The sequence below is a fragment of the Winogradskyella poriferorum genome (genome assembly GCF_036553625.1).
In the GTDB taxonomy this organism is placed as follows: Bacteria; Bacteroidota; Bacteroidia; order Flavobacteriales; family Flavobacteriaceae; genus Winogradskyella; species Winogradskyella poriferorum.
This window is the reverse complement of record NZ_JAZHOU010000001.1, coordinates 444,396-464,482: the sequence shown is the minus strand read 5'-3', so window position 1 is coordinate 464,482 and position 20,087 is coordinate 444,396. Positions and strand designations below refer to the sequence as shown.

General features: G+C 35.6%; 11 protein-coding genes. 9 read left to right on the top strand and 2 right to left on the bottom strand.

Translation table 11 applies throughout. From position 1 onward, the window contains the following. Positions 1 to 14 precede the first annotated feature (14 nt). Together V1468_RS02115 and V1468_RS02110 are read right to left on the bottom strand one after the other, a co-directional pair. Positions 15 to 1,571, bottom strand: coding sequence for a RagB/SusD family nutrient uptake outer membrane protein (locus V1468_RS02115; protein ID WP_331808604.1), 1,557 nt, complete (start codon positions 1,569 to 1,571; stop codon positions 15 to 17). Between the two features lie 10 nt (positions 1,572 to 1,581). Continuing rightward, a complete protein-coding gene (locus V1468_RS02110; RefSeq protein ID WP_331808603.1) occupies positions 1,582 to 4,641 on the bottom strand; it encodes a SusC/RagA family TonB-linked outer membrane protein in 3,060 nt (1,019 codons plus the stop codon). Positions 4,642 to 4,914: 273 nt separating this feature from the next. Here V1468_RS02110 and V1468_RS02105 point away from each other — a divergent pair, with 273 nt between their 5' ends. From V1468_RS02105 to V1468_RS02065, 9 genes are all read left to right on the top strand, one after another. After that, positions 4,915 to 5,961 carry a LacI family DNA-binding transcriptional regulator gene (locus tag V1468_RS02105; RefSeq protein WP_331808602.1) on the top strand — a complete coding sequence of 349 codons (1,047 nt, stop codon included), beginning with the start codon at positions 4,915 to 4,917 and terminating at the stop codon, positions 5,959 to 5,961. Positions 5,962 to 6,091: 130 nt separating this feature from the next. Continuing rightward, positions 6,092 to 7,612, top strand: coding sequence for an MFS transporter (locus V1468_RS02100; RefSeq protein ID WP_331808601.1), 1,521 nt, complete (start codon positions 6,092 to 6,094; stop codon positions 7,610 to 7,612). After that, positions 7,613 to 8,269, top strand: coding sequence for a beta-phosphoglucomutase (gene pgmB, locus V1468_RS02095; RefSeq protein ID WP_331808600.1), 657 nt, complete (start codon positions 7,613 to 7,615; stop codon positions 8,267 to 8,269). Between the two features lie 40 nt (positions 8,270 to 8,309). Beyond that, positions 8,310 to 10,616: a glycoside hydrolase family 65 protein gene (locus tag V1468_RS02090; RefSeq protein ID WP_331808599.1), complete on the top strand. Its 2,307-nt coding sequence runs from the start codon at positions 8,310 to 8,312 to the stop codon at positions 10,614 to 10,616. Between the two features lie 37 nt (positions 10,617 to 10,653). After that, positions 10,654 to 12,597, top strand: a complete 1,944-nt coding sequence (locus V1468_RS02085; protein WP_331808598.1) for a glycoside hydrolase family 13 protein — start codon at positions 10,654 to 10,656, stop codon at positions 12,595 to 12,597. A 44-nt stretch (positions 12,598 to 12,641) separates the two neighbouring features. Continuing rightward, on the top strand, positions 12,642 to 15,122 hold the full coding sequence (locus tag V1468_RS02080; RefSeq protein ID WP_331808597.1) for a TIM-barrel domain-containing protein: 2,481 nt from the start codon (positions 12,642 to 12,644) through the stop codon (positions 15,120 to 15,122). 106 nt (positions 15,123 to 15,228) lie between these two features. Further along, complete coding sequence (locus V1468_RS02075) at positions 15,229 to 17,004, top strand: alpha-amylase family glycosyl hydrolase (protein WP_331808596.1); 1,776 nt, start codon at positions 15,229 to 15,231, stop codon at positions 17,002 to 17,004. Between the two features lie 2 nt (positions 17,005 to 17,006). Continuing rightward, positions 17,007 to 18,431: an alpha-amylase family glycosyl hydrolase gene (locus tag V1468_RS02070; RefSeq protein WP_331808595.1), complete on the top strand. Its 1,425-nt coding sequence runs from the start codon at positions 17,007 to 17,009 to the stop codon at positions 18,429 to 18,431. Further along, positions 18,431 to 20,086 carry an alpha-amylase family glycosyl hydrolase gene (locus V1468_RS02065; RefSeq protein ID WP_331808594.1) on the top strand — a complete coding sequence of 552 codons (1,656 nt, stop codon included), beginning with the start codon at positions 18,431 to 18,433 and terminating at the stop codon, positions 20,084 to 20,086. Before V1468_RS02070 ends, V1468_RS02065 begins: the two co-directional genes overlap by 1 nt. Position 20,087: the final 1 nt, after the last annotated feature.

Genomic DNA, 20,087 nt, shown 5'->3' with positions numbered 1-20,087 from the left:
TTGTTTTTTGTTTATTAGTAATTAGGATTTTGTGTTAAGTTAGGATTTGCTTGTAAGGCAGTTGCCGGAATAGGGAATAATCTATAACTGTCTGGTATAGATGATCCTGAAGCTGAGCCGCCTTTCCAAGGCCATATATAACTACCTCCTGTAAACATGCCAAAACGTATTAAGTCTGAACGACGATGACCTTCTAGGTTTAGTTCTCTTGCACGTTCGTCTATAATAAAATCTAATGTTAAGTCTCCACTAGTTATTGTGCTAGCGCCAGATCTAGATCTAACAGCATTAACATAATCTAAGGCATCTCCCATAGATGTTCCAGCAGCACCTCTTAAAGCTAATTCAGCATACATTAAATAAGCATCAGCTAGACGATAGAAAGGGAAATCTGTAGCTGAAAAGTCAACAGCACCACCAGATCCATCTGAAGCTGTATTTCTAAATTTAGTTACAGGGAATCCATCAGTCCATTCTCTATAATCATTCATTTCGTAGTTATGCCCATCTGTCCAAAACAAACTAGCTCTTACATCATTTGAAGCTTGTAGTTCTGCAATGTTATCCCCAAATAATCCGTACCATCCTTTAGAAGATCTGTGACCTGTCCATCCTTGAGTAGCTCCAAACTGAGCTAAAGGCATAGTGTCTGCACTTAAACTTCCGTTAACAATGTAGGTTGTGTTACCATAACTTTGACTAGTTACAGATTCAGCTATAAGTGGAAAGATAATTTCTGGTGACATGTCATTATCAGAAGAGAACATTCTAATAAAGTTATTGTCTAAGCTATAAGGTCCTTCATTAATAATTTTATTAATGTAGGTAGCAGCGTCATCCCATCTTGCAGTACCTGTGTATACTTCTGCATTGATGTATAATTTTGCTAAAAGCATATCGACTACATATTTATTAGCTCTACCATAGTTAGAAGTCTCGCTAATAACAGGTTCTATAGCTAATAATTCAGTTTCAACGTAATTAAATAATTCTTGTCTTGAAGCCTCAGGTAATGGTTCTGACTGACCAAAATTCTCTTCCGTAGCTAATACACCTTTTCCAAATACATCAATGATATTATAGTATGCAAGTGCTCTTAAGAATCTTGTTTCTGCTACAATGTTTTCTTCATTAGGGAAATCTGCTATCTCTAATGCTTGTAAGAAGTTGTTACATTGTGGGATAGTGTAATAAGCTCTGTCATAGAATAATCTAAAAAACTTATTGTTTCTGTCCCAAGCAGATGTTGTAGTAAGCTGGTCTAAACCATCATCTCCCCAGCGATTTTTCATAGCGTCTGCCGTAAAATCTTGTAAGTTGATGATAGCTCTCAAAAAAGCTCCTTCACCAGCATCTGGACTTACAATATCTGAACTACCAGGACCGCTTGGGCCTGTTAATGCATAAGAAGCATATAGTCTAGAGACTAGTCCTTCTACAGCATTAGGGTCGGAAGCTAATAATTCCTCAAGTGTTAATTCAGTTATAGGCTTTGTGTCTAAATCGTCAGTACAAGAGAAATAGAACCCTATAATTGTTAAACTGAATAAAATTAAAATTCTTTTTTTCATAATTCTTTTTTTAAAAATCTATATTAACACCTAATGTGTAAACAGTAGGTCTAGGATAAAAGTTTCTGTCAATACCACCAAAGTTTTCTGGGTCTTCACCAGAGTAATCTGTTATTAAGAACGGATTAGTTACGGCAGCATATAACCTCATAGAGCCATCTTTTATTAAATCACTAAAACGATACCCTAAAGCAATATTATCACATCTTAAGAATGTTGCATCTTCTAAATAATAGTCTGAGAACTGAATGTTACCATTTACATTTTGAATAACATCATTAGCAGAACCATCATAGAAGTTTAGAACATTAGTTAAGTTGTTCTGACTACTAAATACTGCAGCATCCGTCCATCCGTAGTTAAGTTGTGCAAAGTTGTACACGTTACCACCAATTTGACCTCTGAAGCTAGAGCTTAAGTCCCAATTTTTATAGTTTACATTTAAGTTAAAACCATAAGTCCAGTTTGGTGCAATTTGCTCGTAATAACGGTCAGCATCAGTAATTTGATTGTCACCATTTAAATCAACAAATGCGTTTGGAATAGGGTCGCCGTTTGAATCATATACTTGTTTAAATACATAAGCACTCCCTGCTTGCTGACCAACAGCATGTCTTAATAAGTCTGCACCTGTACCTCTAAGTGTACCACCTGCATTTATATTGTCAAGACCATTTAAGTCGGTAACTTCTGTGCTATTATAAGACAGGTTTCCACCTATGTTTATTGTTAGATCTTCTGTACTAACAGGAACTAGGTTAAGGTTAAGTTCAAAACCTTCACTTTCCGTTTCACCAATATTGTCAATAAAAGCATTGGTTAAAGCTTGTCCTGGAGGAACAGGAGCTTGAGCTAATAAGTCTCTAGTATTACGCTTGTATATATCAAAAGAACCTGATAGCATTCCGTTGTTAAACAAAGAGAAATCTAAACCTAGGTTATAAGTTGTAGTTTTTTCCCATGTTAAGTTGGGATTAAAAGGTTGCGCAGAATATAAAGATGAATTAGGGAAATACTGACTGTTAGCGTCACCCGCTAAGAATAATGGAATTGAAGGATAAAAGCCTACTACACCAGTAATATCTTGTTGTCCAGTTTCACCCCAACTTAATCTTAATTTTAAAGAATTAAAGACTTTAGAATCACTTAAAAACGCTTCTTCATCAATTTGCCAAGCTAAAGCAGCTGCAGGAAAATAACCCCAACGATTATCTTCGGTAAATAATGAAGACCCATCGGCTCTTACAGAAGCAGTTAATAAGAAACGCTCTAATACACTTATGTTAGCTCTCGCAAAATATGATTGTAAATTTAGAACGTTATAGTATCTAAAGTTAGGATTAGCTTCGTTATATACTAATTCTCTTCTACCAGAATCTGCATTATATTGATAACGAACTTGGTTACCGTCATTTTTGAAATTTTGATAAGAATAACCTGCCTGAACGTCATAGCTATCTACAATTTTACCTGTTAGCTCTTTTTTGTATTGTAAGAAAGCATCAAAGGTAGTATTAGTAATGTGTTGTTGTTCCTTGTAGTTAATACCTGGATTAAATACACCTTGCCCTGTGCTATTGTCTAATCTAAACGTTTCAAACGCACCATTAGTAAAACGTTCTTCTATTTTAGAACCAGATGCATCTAAACCTAAGTTTACAACAGCTCTAAGTTCAGGTAAAAATGGCATTGTGTAGTCTAATTCAGTATTTCCTACAAAACGATAAACATTTTCTGGGCGCTCTCTCTGTTCTAGTCTTGCTAATGGATTAGCTTGGAAAATACCAAAGTTACCACCTCCGTTTAGTGTTATGTAATAATTTTGAAATCTATTATTAGGAGCTCTATTATAGATAGGTTTAGTAGGGTCGAAATTAAGAGCTTCACCTATAGCACCACCAGCATCAACAGCATTTTTAAAAGCAAAGATACTCTTAGCGTTAACATCTAACTTAAGGTTATCATTTAGCAAACGTGGTGTAAGTTTAACAGACATTGTTAGTCTTTCATAGTCATCGTTTTTTACAACACCTTCAGCGTAGGTATAACCTACAGAACCTCTAAAAGGAATAGCATCCCAAAGATTAGCTCTTGCACTAAAGTTGGTGTTAGAGGTTGTTGCAGTTCTTGTAATAGCATCTCTCCAATTTGTGTTGTAAATATTTCTTCCGTTTATTGTTTGTGCTATGGCTTCTGAAGTAGCAACTGTACCAGCAGGAACTCCTAAGTCATCAACACGGTCTGGGTGATATTCTTGGATGAATCTTGTAAACTCATTTCCGTTCATCATATCTAATCCATCACCTAAAGTAGATACAGAATAGTCTGTAGAGAAATTATATTGTGCTCCACTAGAAGTACCTTTTTTTGTGGTTATGATAATAACACCATTAGATGCTCTAGAACCATAAATTGCAGTAGCAGAAGCATCTTTTAATATTGAGAAACTTTCAATGTCATTAGGGTTTACCAAAGTCAATGGGTTAGATACACCAGCAGGATTATCGTTTCCAATAGGTACACCATCTATAACTATTAATGGATTGTTTTGTGCGTTTAAGGACGATCCACCACGAATTCTAATATTTGGTGCAGCGTCTGGCGAACCTCCGTTATTGGTGATTCTAACACCAGCAGCTTTACCATTCAATAGTTGATCGGTAGAAACGATGGCACCTTGATTAAAATCCTTTGATGATACAACATCTACAGATCCTGTAGCGTCTTTCTTAGTAGTAGAACCGTAACCAATAAGTACTACTTCGTCTAATTGTGCTGCATCTTCTTCAAGTGCAATATCAAGACTAGATTGACCGCTAAATGTTATTTCTTGTGTTTTGTAACCTACATAAGAAACTACAACAGTCTCTCCTTGGTTAACTTCTAAGGTAAACTTACCGTCAAAATCGGTAGAAGCACCTCTCGAAGTTCCTTTTACCAAGACATTTACGCCTGGTAAAGGCATAGCGTTTGCTTTATCTGTTACTGTACCTGAAACGGTTGTTTGAGCCAATAAAGTGGTAGGCATCATTATCAAACAGAACAGTAAAGCATTTAAGAATGTTTTCATACAATGTTTTTAAGTTAATTGCTTAGTTAATTGATTTATATTTTCACTTCTTGGGTTAAATCTATGTAAAATTAGTGTGATTCATGTGTTAAAAAATATGACATAAGTCACGAAAACGTTTTCGTGTTAAAAACTTTTTAACAATCATTAACATTTTTATTAAAATAGCAAAAAAATGAGGAATTCGCAATTAGACCTAGTTAAAATTAAGGACTTTGGAATTTGAATTGTTAAAATAAGGTTATCTTCGCTCAACTATATTATAGTTAAAATATGAAACGAAAAATTACATTAAAGCAAATTGCAAGGGAGTTAGATGTGTCTATTTCTACGGTGTCTAAAGCTTTGAGAAATAGTGCTGAAATAAGCGACGATACAAAACAAAAAGTGCAAGCATTCGCAAAGTTGTATAACTATAGACCTAATAATATTGCTCTAAGTTTAAAAAACCGTAAAACAAACACTATTGGGATTATTATTCCTGAGATTGTACATCATTTTTTTTCTAAGGTAATTCGTGGTGTTGAGTTGGTGGCAAATAATAGAGGTTATAACGTTATTGTTGGGCTTTCAAATGAATCTTTTTCAAAAGAGGTAATTAATATGGAAATGCTGGCAAACGGAAGTATAGATGGATTTATTCTTTCTATTTCTAAAGAAACACAGCAATTACAAGATTATCATCACTTTAATGAAACAATGAGCCAAGGAATGCCTATTGTAATGTTTGATCGTGTAGTTTCAGATATCAATTGTGATAAAGTAATTGTAGATGATTTAAATGGCGCCAGAAATGCTGTAGAAAAATTAATTAAAAATAAATGTAAATCCATAGCATTAATAACTACTAAAGACTATGTGAGTGTTGGCAAGTTAAGAACACAGGGTTATCTAGATGCCTTAGAGAAACATCAAATACAGCCTAAGGCAGAGCTTATTTTAAAAATTGATGACACCTTAGATTATGAAACACATTTAGAAGCTTTAGAAAAAGAGATTGAGCAACTGTTTAAGTCAAATAAAAACATAGATGGCATCTTTGCAGTTAACGAGCTCTATGCCTTGTCAGCAATGAAGGTTGCAAGAAAATTAGGATTAGATATTCCAAATGATATACAGGTTATTGGTTTTACTGACGGTGTTTTGTCCAAACATTCAACTCCAAGTTTAACTACTGTAAGTCAGCATGCGCAACAGATGGGTGAGAAAGCAGCAGATCTCCTTATCAACAAGTTAGAAAATAAAATAGAAACGGAAGAAGAAGAATTTCAAACCATCGTAATTGAAACAGAATTAATTGAGCGCGAATCCACTAAATAATAATTTAACATTGGTGTTCTAACAATCTTTTATATCTTTACCGACGATTCAAGACTTATATTTTCACTTCTTACATAAGTTTTGATGAGCACTGCTTATCAGAATAGTATTAATTTAAACATACTATTTAATGAAAAAGCGCACACTAGGTTTCTGGGAAATTTGGAACATGAGTTTTGGGTTTCTGGGAATTCAAATGGGTTTTGCCCTCCAAAATGCCAATGTTAGTAGAATATTCCAAACACTAGGAGCAGAGATTGAAGATATTCCAATTCTTTGGGTAGCTGCACCATTAACTGGATTAATTGTTCAGCCAATTGTTGGTTATTTCAGTGATAGAACGTGGCATCCCAAATTGGGACGTAGAAGGCCTTACTTTTTAATTGGAGCTATTTTAGCATCTACAGCATTATTTATAATGCCCAATTCTCCAGTATTGTGGTTCGCAGCAGGTATGTTGTGGATAATGGATGCGTCAATTAATGTATCAATGGAGCCCTTCAGAGCTTTTGTCGGCGATAACTTGCCGGATCATCAAGCTACTAAGGGATTTGCCATGCAAAGTTTTTTTATAGGCATCGGCGCTTACGTGGCGTCAAAACTCCCAAACATTTTAACCTATTATGGTGTTGCCAATACAGCACCGGAGGGAATAATACCTGATTCAGTAAAATATTCTTTTTACATAGGTGGTGCAGTATTTTTAATTGCTGTCCTTTGGACTGTAGTAAAATCTAAAGAGTATAGTCCTGAGGAGATAGAAGCCTTTGAAGATGTAGAATCAAACAATTATAAAGAAGAGGAGAAGTCGCAGGCTTGGTTCATTTCCAATGGAAAAACACATGTAAGAAATGGAACTATTGTTTTAATAGTAGGTTTGGCTTCTACCTATCTAATCTATAAGTATCAACTTAAAAAGGATTTGTATGTATTAACCCTTGGTTTGTTAAGTCTTGGAGGGTTGGCACTTGTTATTTCAGGCTTAATGCAAAAAAGTAGAAATTTCAAAAATGGCTTTGTAACCATTATGAACGACTTTCAAAACATGCCAAAGGTAATGAAGCAACTTGCTTGGGTGCAGTTCTTTTCTTGGTTTGCTTTGTTTTCAATGTGGATTTATATGACACCTGCTGTGACAGAACATATTTACAATTCTGTTGATACTACATCTGTAGCCTATAATGATGGTGCAAATAGAGTTAATAATATGTTTGCTAATTATAATATTATTGCCGCAGCGGTAGCATTTCTTTTACCACTGATGGCAAAGAGGACGAGTAGGAAGTTTACACATTTTTTAGCTCTAGTTTTTGGCGGATTGGGATTAATGTCGATTTATTTTATTAGTGATCCTACAACGGTTAATCTAGAGTGGTTGCCAATGATGGGTGTAGGTGTCGCTTGGGCTTCCATACTATCTATTCCCTACGCTATGCTTGCAGGTGTTTTACCTTCAAGTAAAATGGGTTATTACATGGGTGTTTTTAATTTTTTTATCGTAATTCCTCAGCTCGTTGCTGCTTCAATATTAGGCTTTTTGGTCTCAAAATTTTTCAACAACCAACCAGTTTATGCCCTTTTCGTTGGCGGAATTTCAATGATATTCGCCGGATTACTAACGCTAAGAGTGAAGGATAAAATAACAAAATAAATGAAAACTAAAGGCTTCATATTCGATCTAGATGGTGTCATTGTAGACACCGCAAAATACCATTTCTTGGCGTGGAAAAAATTAGCTAATGATTTAGGTATAGACTTTACCGAAGAAGAAAACGAACAACTAAAAGGTGTAAGCCGAGTAAAATCGCTTGAAAAGATTTTAGCTTGGGGAAATAAAACCCTTTCAGAAAAAGAATTCAACGCGCAAATGGCTAAGAAAAATGAAGATTACTTAAGCCATATTGCTAAAATGGACGAATCTGAAATTCTTCCAGATGTACCAAAAGTACTCAACTTTTTGAGTGAAAATAAACAACCTATATCCTTAGGTTCTGCAAGTAAAAATGCCAGAACCATTTTAGAGCGTGTTAATTTAAAAGAACAATTCAATGCTATTGTAGATGGTAACGATGTTACCAAAGCAAAGCCAGACCCAGAAGTGTTTTTAATAGCTGCAAAACTGTTAAATGTAGCACCAGAGGACTGCATCGTTTTTGAAGATTCAGTTGCTGGTGTAGAAGCAGCTAATTTTGCCAATATGATATCTATAGGTATTGGTAGCAAGGATGTATTGGGTCATGCTAAATATGTCTTCAATGATTTTACGGAAATTTCTGAAGATTTTATAGAACAACTTATAAACGAATAAAAAATAAGCCTTTTTTTCTTGGGCTCATAAAAAGAGACAAATGAATTTAGATTATATCATACCTAACGCTTGGTCAATCATCGAAGAAGGATTCGACCCAAACAAAGTTAAAGCTTCAGAAAGTATCTTTAGCTTAGGAAATGGTGCAATGGGACAACGTGCCAATTTTGAAGAGAGGTATTCCGGACCTACGTTTCAAGGAAGTTACATTGCAGGTGTTTACTATCCAGATAAAACAAGAGTAGGTTGGTGGAAAAACGGTTATCCCGAGTATTTTGCTAAGGTGTTAAATGCACCAAGCTGGATTGGTATCAACGTTATGATTAATGATGAAACTTTAGACCTGCATACGTGTAAAAAGGTTGAAAACTTTAAGCGCGAGCTTAATATGAAAGAAGGTTGGTTGTCCAGAAGCTTTACGGCAACACTTCGAAATGATGTAGAAATCGAAGTCAATGTAAAGCGTTTTCTGAGTCTTACTGAAGATGAAGTGGGAGCAATTAATTATGAAGTAAAACCACTAAATTCTGATGCTAAGGTAACCTTTCAACCGTATTTAGATAGTGGGATTACCAATGAGGACACCAACTGGGACGACCAGTTTTGGGATACGCAAGATGTGGTTCAAGATGGAGAGAAAGCATTCATCAAAGCCAAAACGATGAAGACAGAATTCCATACCTGTACATTTATGGAATCTCGTATTTATCTTAATGGTGATTCAGTTGAAGCAAATGCAACAGTTGATAAAACGTCAAACAAAATAGCCTTTACCTATACGCAATATGCAAAGCAAGGTGAGACGGTTGCTATTCATAAATTTGGTGGTTACACAGTAGATAGAAATCACGATAAAGACCAATTAATCACGGCAGCAAGTTCGGTTTTAGATACGGCTGTAAATGAAGGTTTTTCAAGTTTACTAGATGCTCAAAAAGAAGCTTGGGCTAAGATTTGGGATATGGCAGACATCACTATAGATGGTGATTTAAAAGCGCAACAAGGTATTCGATTTAATATCTTTCATTTAAATCAAACCTATTTAGGAACCGACCCTCAATTAAATATAGGTCCAAAAGGTTTTACAGGCGAGAAGTATGGTGGAAGTACCTATTGGGATACTGAAGCATATTGTATTCCATTCTATATGGCAACCAAAGACCAAAGCGTAGCCAGAATGTTATTAACCTACAGATATAAGCACTTAGAAAAAGCCATTGAAAATGCCGAAAAATTAGGCTTCAAAAATGGTGCAGCTTTATATCCAATGGTAACAATGAATGGTGAAGAATGCCACAACGAGTGGGAAATTACCTTTGAAGAAATTCACAGAAATGGTGCTATAGCTTTCGCTATTTACAACTATTTCCGTTATACAGGAGACTTTAGTTATGTGCCAGAAATGGGACTTGAAGTATTGATCGGAATTGCAAGATTCTGGCATCAACGTGCAACCTTTTCAACATACAGAAACAAGTATGTTATTCTTGGAGTAACTGGTCCGAACGAGTATGAAAACAACATTAATAATAACTGGTACACCAACTACATTGCGCAGTGGTGTATTAAGTATGCAGCAGAATGTATAGATAAGGTTGAAGCTGATTATAATTCAGATTACACGCGTGTTATGAATAAGGCTAAACTCTCTAAAGCTGAAGTTAAAGAATGGTTAGAAGTGGCTAATAATATGTACTTCCCACATTCTGAAGAACACAATGTATTCTTGCAACAAGACGGTTTCTTGGACAAGGAATTAATCACTGTGGCAGATTTAGACAAGTCGCAAAGACCAATTAACCAAAAGTGGTCTTGGGATAGAATTTTACGTTCGCCATACATTAAACAAGCAGATACATTACAAGGGTTTTACTTCTTCGAAGATCATTTTACAACTGAAGAATTAGAGCGTCATTTCGATTTTTATGAGCCATTTACGGTTCACGAAAGTTCGTTGTCGCCTTGTGTTCATAGTATTCAGGCAGCGAAGTTAGACCGAATGGAGCAAGCATACACGTTCTACTTAAGAACATCGCGTTTAGACTTAGATGACTACAACCACGAAGTGCACGAAGGACTTCACATCACATCAATGGCTGGTACCTGGATGAGTATTGTGGAAGGTTTTGGAGGTATGCGTGTTAAGGACAATAGGCTAACTTTTGAACCTCGCATTCCTAAGCAATGGGAAGGTTATTCATTCAAAGTGAATTTTAGACATCAAATCTTAAAGGTTATCGTTAATCAAGGTAAAACACACTTTGAAGTTGATGGCGACCAAGATTTACAAATTATAGTTAATGGTGAAAACGTAACTATTTCGCCAAACAATTTAGTAACAGTTTAAGCTGCTAAGTTTTACAAGAACATTAAATACATTAATTATGAAGAAACTATCATTAGTTATTACTTTTTTTTCAATCGTTTTAATGTGGTCTTGTAAAGAAAAGGCAGATTCTACTACGACTGAAACTGAAGATAAACCATTACCTGAATTTAATGATGTTGAAAAGATTGAACCGCCATTTTGGTGGACAGGCTTTAAAAACAAATCACTTCAACTTTTGGTTAAACATCCAGATATAGGGAAGTTTATTCCAGAAGTTGATTCTGGTGATGTTTCTCTGGTCAAATTTCACAAAGCAGAGAGCCCAAACTATCTATTTTTAGATTTAGAAATTGCAGAAGGAGCAAAACCTAATAAATTCAATATTATTTTTAGAGAAAACGACTCTATTGGATTAGTGCAAACCTACGAGTTAAAAGCTCGAGAAAAATCTGCTGAAGATTATGTAGGTTTCAATAGTTCTGATGCTATTTATCTTATCACACCAGACCGTTTTGCAAATGCCAACCCAGATAACGATGAGGTTGAAGGTTTGCTGCAGCAAGGTATCGATAGAACTGATGGTTATAAGCGTCACGGTGGCGACATTCAAGGTATTACAGAGCATTTAGATTATATTGATGAAATGGGCTTTACTGCTGTTTGGCCTTGCCCAATTTTAATCAACGATATGCCAAGTGGTTCATATCACGGTTATGCAATGACCGATTTTTATAAAGTAGATCCACGTTTCGGAACTTTAAATGAATACAAAAATTTAGCCAACCAACTTCATAATAGAGATATGAAACTTATTATGGACCAAGTGGCTAATCACTGTGGATTAGAACATTGGTGGATGAAAGATTTACCATTCAAAGATTGGGTAAATTACCAAGAGCATTACGAGCAAAACAAGGATAATTGGGATTGGAAAACCACTAAAATGTCTAACCATAGACGTACTACAAATCAAGACCCTTATGCTTCCGAAGCAGATTACGAAGGCATGTCAAAAGGCTGGTTTGTGCCAAGTATGCCAGATTTAAATCAGAAAAATCCATTTATGGCCAAGTACATTATTCAAAATAGTATTTGGTGGGTAGAAGTTTTAGGTTTAGACGGAATTAGACAAGATACGTATCCTTATCCAGATAAAGATTTTATGAGTGATTGGGCAGGAGCCATTATGACCGAATATCCAAACTTCAGCATCGTTGGTGAAGAGTGGAGTTTAAATCCGTTGCTAATTGCATATTGGCAAGAAGGACACGAGAATACAGATGGTTATGATTCTAACTTAACATCGTCAATGGATTTTGCAATGCAAGCTAAATTAGTTGAGGCTTTAAACGAAGGCGAGGCTTGGAATAGTGGTTTGGTTAAAATTTACGAGGCTCTAGCAAATGACTTTGCATATACAGCACCAGAAAAGATTATGGCTTTTCCAGATAATCACGATATGAGCCGAATCTTTACACAACTTAAAGGCAATGCTACAAATACTAAAATGGCATTAAGTTACCTGTTGATGTTGCCTAGAATTCCTCAAATCTATTACGGAACAGAAATCTTAATGGATGATTTTGATAAGCCTGGAGACCACGGATTAATCCGCACAGATTTCCCTGGAGGTTGGCAAGGCGATACTGTAAATGCATTTACAGGAGAAGGCTTAACAGAAGCACAAAAGAATATGCAATATTTCCTTAAAAAAGTACTTAACTACAGAAAATCTAGTGAAGCTATTCACAGAGGCAAGACAAAACATTTTGCACCTTTTCAAGGCACTTACTTTTTATACCGTTCTAATAGTGACGAGACAGTGGTTCATATTATGAATAAAAACGATGAACCAATTGAAATCGATTTAAAGTATCACGAAGAAATGGGATTAAAAGGTAAAACCTTAAAAAATATCATTACAGGAGAGACTTTAACTTGGGATGATAGTATAAAGCTTAACGAGAAAGGAAGTTACATTTATTCCACAAAATTGTAAAGTTTTTGTCATTCCGCACTTGATGCGGAATCTATTTTATTATTATGAAAAACATCATCCTATACATCTCAATTTTCTTCACAACGGTTTCAGTGGTTGCACAAAACCCAAACCGTGTATACCAATCGCATCAACTTGAAAATGGAAAATTAAGCGTTACCACTAACGATGGTGAATATATATTTCAATTTTATTCTCAAAACACTATTGAGACCACGTTTATTCCAAAAGGCGAAAGTCAAAAAAAAGAAAGTCACGCTGTAGCTCAACATACTAAAAACTCTGATGTGAGTCTTAAAATAACTGATGGTGGTATTCTAGAATTTATTGGTTCAAACAGTTTAAAGGATTGTTTGCCTTCAAACCTTAATTGCAACTATTTTACAACAGTAAAAATTCAGAAATCACCTTTCCAAATCTCATACTACTACAAAGACAAATTCATCACTTCCGAAAAACGTGGCTACTACAAAAGTAAGCACGAGCCAATGGATATGGTAAAAGGCAATATCGTTGCCGATTCCACTGAAAAAATAGAATTCAACCTATCAAAAGACGAAGTGTTGTTCGGAGGTGGTGCAAGAGCTTTGGGTATGAATCGCAGAGGACATCGTTTACCATTGTTCAATAGAGCACACTATGGTTACGAAACACATAGTGAATTAATGAACTACACAATGCCAATCGTATTGTCGTCTAATCAATATATGATTCACTTTGATAATGCACCAATTGGGTATTTGGACTTAGATAGCAAAGGAGATAACACCTTAACTTACGAAACCGTTTCTGGTCGTAAAACCTATCAAATTATCGTAGGTGAATCATGGTACGATATGTTGAATAATTACACCAACCTAACAGGAAAACAGCCTATGTTGCCACGTTGGGCTTTGGGCAATTTTTCAAGCCGATTTGGGTATCACTCACAAGAAGAAGTTGAAAACACGATTTCAAAATTCAAAGAAGAAAAAATTCCTGTAGATGCTATTATTTTAGACTTGTACTGGTTCGGAAAAGATATACAAGGTACCATGGGAAATTTGGAAGTCTTTAGAGATTCATTTCCAGATTTTGAAGGCATGGTAAAACGTCTCAATGATAAAGGTGTAAAAACTATAACAATTACAGAGCCTTTTGTGTTGACTACGTCAAAAAAATGGGATGAAGCAGTTGCCAAAAACGTATTAGCGAAAGATTCTGTTGGCAATGATGCAAGGTATGATTTTTACTTTGGTAATACAGGACTTATTGACATCTACAAACCAGAAGGAGAGCAATGGTTTTGGAATATTTACAAAGATTTAGCCAACAAAGGTGTGGCTGGTGTTTGGGGAGATTTAGGAGAGCCAGAAGTGCATCCAGATTGGGTACAACATCATACAGGTTCGGCTTCCGAAGTTCATAATATTTACGGTCACGATTGGGTACGTTTAATCTACGAAGGTTATCAACGCGATTTTCCAAATACAAGACCATTTATTTTAATGCGTGCTGGTTATTCTGGTAGTCAACGCTACGGAATGATACCTTGGTCTGGTGATGTTAACCGAACTTGGGGAGGACTGCAAAGTCAGCCAGAAATTGCATTGCAAATGGGAATGCAAGGTTTGGCGTATATGCATAGTGATTTAGGTGGCTTTGCAGGTGCTAACTTAGATGACGAACTGTATGTGCGTTGGTTGCAGTATGGAGCATTCAATCCAATTTTTAGACCGCACGCTCAAGAAGATGTACCAAGCGAGCCAATTTACAGAAGTGAAAAAGCCAAGCGATTAGCAAGTTTTGCCATTGCAATGCGATACAGATTATTACCATATAACTATAATCTGGTGTACGAAAACCATAAATATGGAAAGCCGCTAATGCGTCCACTATTGTTTGAAGAACCTAGCAATCCAGATTTATTCAATTATTCAAAAACCTATTTATGGGGAAATGATATTCTGGTCTCGCCAGTTTTAGAAGCAGGCAAAAAGGAGCAAGAAGTTTACTTCCCAAAAGGTTCAAAATGGTTTGATATCGAAACCGATAATGTTACCGAAGGTGGTACGACAAAAATTGTTCAGTTGCGAGAAGATTTTATTCCGGTTTATGTCAGAGCAGGTGCATTTATTCCGTTAACTGATATGGTTCAAACTACAGAAAATTATGATGATAGTGCATTTCAATTACAGTATTACCACGATGATTCTGTGAAAGAGTCTGAGCGAGAATTATATTTTGACGATGGAAAAACAGCCAATCCGATCGAGAATAAAGCTTTTCAAATTTTAGAGTTCGAAGCAAAGCAAAAAGGTAATTGGTTAAAGTTTGAATTTGAAGCAGAGACAGGAAAAAGCTATTCAGCTAAATCAAAAACGATTGCCTTAACCATTCATAACATCAAGAAGAAACCGAAAAAAATCAAAGTAGGAAAAGAAAAGGTTAATGGAACTTATAATTCAAAATATAAAACCTTAACGCTTGATGTGATTTGGGATACTACAACCGAGAAAGAAATTAAAATAAAGCTTAACAAATAGTATGCGTTCAAAATATATAATTGCTTTAATTTTACTTGTATCGTTTGTTTTTAGTTGCAAAAACGAGCCAAAACAAACTATAAAAACTGAAGAAACTAAATCAGTGATGAAAAAGAAAGAAGTCGTATATCAGGTGTTTACACGTTTATTCGGAAATACCAATACCAACAATAAACCTTGGGGAACTTTAGAAGAAAATGGCGTTGGTAAATTCAACGATTTCACAGACAAAGCACTTACTGAAATCAAGGACCTCGGAGTGACACATATTTGGTACACTGGTGTGCCACATCACGATGTTATTACAGATTATACTGAATTTGGCATTTCTAACGACGATCCAGATATTGTAAAAGGACGTGCAGGTTCGCCATATGCGGTAAAAGATTACTACAATGTGAATCCTGATTTGGCCGAAAATGTAGAGAATAGATTACAAGAGTTTGAAGCCTTAATTGAGCGTTCGCACAAAGCAGGTTTAAAAGTTATAATTGATATTGTGCCAAATCACGTGGCACGAAATTATCAGAGTCTAACTAATCCTGAAGGCACAACGGATTTCGGTGCAGAAGATGATACAACCGTGACTTACGCAGTTAATAATAACTTTTATTACAATCCAGGTGAAACTTTTGAAGTGCCAAATTGGGAAAACAATTACCAACCTTTAGGTGGAGAAAATCATCTAGAAGCAGATGGTAAGTTTGAAGAAGTTCCAGCAAAATGGACAGGTAATGGTTCAAGAGCATCAAAGCCAAATATGAATGATTGGTACGAAACTGTTAAGGTTAACTACGGAATAAATCCAGACGGTCAAAAGGATTTTGATGAATTGCCTGAAGGTTTCGATAACGAAGATTACAAAGCTCATTATAACTTTTGGAAAGACAAAACTGTACCTGGTTCTTGGGTAAAGTTTAAAGATATCGCTTTGTATTGGACTGCCAAAGGCGTGGATGGTTTCCGTTTTGATATGGCAGAAATGGTACCTGTGGAATTTTGGAGTTATATGAATTCGCACATCAAGATGCGGAATCCAGATGCGTTTCTATTAGCTGAGGTTTACCAACCACATTTGTACAGAGATTACATCAAAAAAGGAAAAATGGATTACCTGTACGACAAAGTGCAATTGTATGACACCATAAAACACGTGATGCAAGGTCACGGAAGCACGTACAACATTCCACCAATTCAAGAGGATTTAAAAGATATTGAACACCATATGCTTCACTTTTTAGAAAATCACGATGAGCAACGTATTGCGAGTCCAGATTTTGCAGGTAATGCTGAAAAAGGAAAGCCAGCAATGGTCGTTTCTGCAACCATAAGCACATCGCCTACAATGGTATATTTTGGTCAGGAATTTGGAGAAAAAGCCGAAGAGGATTTAGGTTTTGGCGACCCAACACGAACATCTATTTTCGACTACGGAAGTGTACCAAGCGTTGTGCGTTGGGTAAACAACAAACAGTTTGATGGTGGTCAATCTACCGAAGATGAAAAAGTATTGCGAGACTTTTACAAGCGCTTATTAAACTTCACGATTACCAGTGATGCTTTAATGGGAGACTATCAAGATTTGCAACATTACAATCAGCAACATACTGAGTGGTACAACGATAAGGTTTTAAGTTTTGCACGTTGGAGTGAAGATGAAAAACTCATTGTGATTTCAAACTTTAATGCCGAAAATACTTATGGTTTTGAATTGCAACTACCAGAAGATTTGGTCTCAAAATTAGGTTTGAAAGATGGAGATTATCAAGTTGAAGATCAGTTGTACAAGAATTATACGTCAACTTTAAAAGTTGAAAATGGAAAAGCCAAAGTACGTATTGATATAAAACCTTTAGAATCATTCATACTTAAAATAAAGTAATCATGAAAAAACTAATATTTACCTTTTTTGCAATTGCGCTGTTTGCAAGTTGCAAAGAAGAAAAAAAGGAAACTAAAATAGTAGAGGACGAGCCAAAAACCAGTGTTGAAATTGAACCAATTTCAGATGAGATTTTGGAAACGGCAGTAATCTATGAAGCAAATATTCGTCAATATTCTCCGGAAGGTACTTTTGATGAATTCACTAAAGATATTCCAACCTTAAAAGAATTAGGAGTAAAAGTCATTTGGCTAATGCCAGTGTTTCCTATTTCTGAAACCAAACGAAAAGCTACAGGTGGAGAAAATAGCAAATTCGCTTCTGATTTTCCAGAAGAAGAACAAGCTAAATACTTGGGTAGTTACTATGCAGTAACCGATTTCACAAAGATTAATCCTGAATTTGGAACTAAAGAAGACTTTAGAGAATTGGTCAATACAGCTCATGAAAACGGAATCTATGTCATTTTAGATTGGGTGCCAAACCATACAGGTTGGGATCATGAGTGGATAAAAAATCATCCAGATTATTACACTCAAGATGAATCGGGTGAGATTGTACATCCTGACGGAACTGATTGGACAGATGTTGCAGATTTAAACTACGACAACCAAGATATGCGTAAGGAAATGATTGAGGACATGCTGTATTGGGTAAAAGATGAAGGTGTAGACGGCTTTAGATGTGATGTTGCAGGTTCTGTGCCTGTCGATTTTTGGGAAACAGCTATTTCTAAGTTAAGAAGTGAAAAAGATGTTTTTATGTTAGCAGAAGCTTGGGAGCCAGAATTGCTGAAAGGCGAATTGTTTGATATGGCTTATGCTTGGAATGGTCATCACTTAATGAATGACTTAGCAAAAGGTGAAAAATCACCTGAAGATTTTTATGAGTATATGACTAAAGTTTCTACGGATTATGAAGCTGATGATATTCTTATGAATTTTGTTACCAATCATGATGAAAACTCGTGGAGCGGAACCATAAAAGAACGTATGGGAGATAAAAAAGACATATTTACTGCACTAGAATATATGATGCCAGGAATGCCATTAATATATAGTGGACAGGAGTATGATATGGAACATCGCCTTAAGTTTTTTGAAAAAGATTCTATCCCGAAAACTAAAGGTGAGTATTTCGATTTGTTGAAGACATTAGGAGAACTTAAAAGTACTAATGTAGCTTTGAATGGTGGTAAAGATGCAGCTTCATATAAACCGATGCCATACTCAGATAGTATCTTAATGTTTGAAAGAAGTAAAGGTGAAGAGACCATAATTTTTGTTGGAAACTTTACAGATAGTGGCAATAGAGTTGTAATTCCTAAAGGGAAATATAAAAACTATCTAACTGGCGAGATTGAAACAATTACACCACAAGCCCAGCCAATAGAAGCTTGGGAATATAAAATCTTAATTAAACAATAATGTACAAATATTTTTTAGTAACCATTATAGCTTTTTCAATGCTTAGCTGTAAAGAAAATAAAACTGTAGTCGAAGAAAAACCAAAGGCACCATTTGTTTGGGAAGGAGCGAATCTCTATTTTCTGTTAACCGACAGATTCAATAATGGTGACACATCCAACGATGTTAATTTTGATAGAACCAAAGAAACAGGAAAACTTAGAGGTTTTGAAGGAGGAGATATCAAAGGCATCACCCAAAAAGTAAAAGAAGGCTACTTCACTGATTTAGGGATAAATGCCATTTGGATGACTCCAATTGTTGAACAAATTCATGGAGGAACAGATGAAGGTACAGGTATAACTTATGGTTTTCATGGGTATTGGGCAAAGGATTGGACCAAAATAGATCCAAATTATGGTACTAAAGAAGATTTACATGAATTGGTAAAAGAAGCGCATGCGAGAGGTATTCGCATTGTGCTAGATGCAGTGATTAATCACACAGGTCCTGTTACGGAAAAAGATCCTGTTTGGCCAGAAGATTGGGTTCGTACAGATGTGCAATGTTCTTATGACAATTACGAACACACTGTCAGTTGTACTTTGGTAAAAAACTTACCAGATATCAGAACTGAAAGCAATGAAAATGTAGAGTTACCTCCGCAATTGGTTGAAAAATGGAAAGCAGAAGGACGTTATGAGCAAGAAGTAAAAGAGTTAGACGAGTTCTTTGAAAGAACTGGCCATCCAAGAGCTCCACGTTTTTATATCATGAAGTGGCTTACAGATTATATTACTGAATTTGGTGTGGATGGTTACAGATGTGATACGGTAAAGCATACAGAAGCCTATGTTTGGGAAGAATTCAAAAAAGAATGTGATTATGCTTTTACGGAATTCAAAAAGAATAATCCAGAAAGAGTCATGGATGATAATGATTTTTATCTGGTAGGTGAAGTTTACAACTATGGCATCAGTGGAGGAAAACTATTTGATTATGGTGACAAAAAAGTCAATTATTATGATGATATGTTCAATGCGCAAATCAATTTCGAATTCAAATGGAATGCTAAAGAGAATGGTTACGAAGATTTATTCAAACGTTATTCGGGTATCTTAAATAACGAGTTGAAAGGGTTTGGTGTACTAAACTATTTAAGCTCTCATGATGATGGTGGTCCGTTTGATCCTAAAAGGGAAAAACCATTTGAGACAGCAAATAAACTATTATTGTCACCAGGAACATCGCAAGTATATTATGGTGACGAATCTGCAAGATCTTTAGTGGTTGAAGGCACTCAAGGAGATGCAACCTTACGTTCGTTCATGAACTGGGATGCTGTAAAATCAGATGCAAAAACAAATAAAGTCTTAGAGCACTGGCAAAAATTGGGTAAATTCAGAGAGCGTCATCCAGCTGTCGGTGCTGGGATGCATCAAATGATAACTAAAGAACCTTATCTATTTTACCGAAGTTATTATAAAGGAGATTTCAAAGATCTAGTTGTTATAGGTTTAGACTTGTTAAAAGGAGAAAAAGTCATTGATGTTTCTAAAGTATTTGAAGAAGGCGAATTGCTTCAAGATGCATATTCTGGTGTTAAAGCAACAGTAGAAAACGGAAAAATTACCATAAATTCGAATGCTAATATCGTTTTAATCGAAAGACAATAAA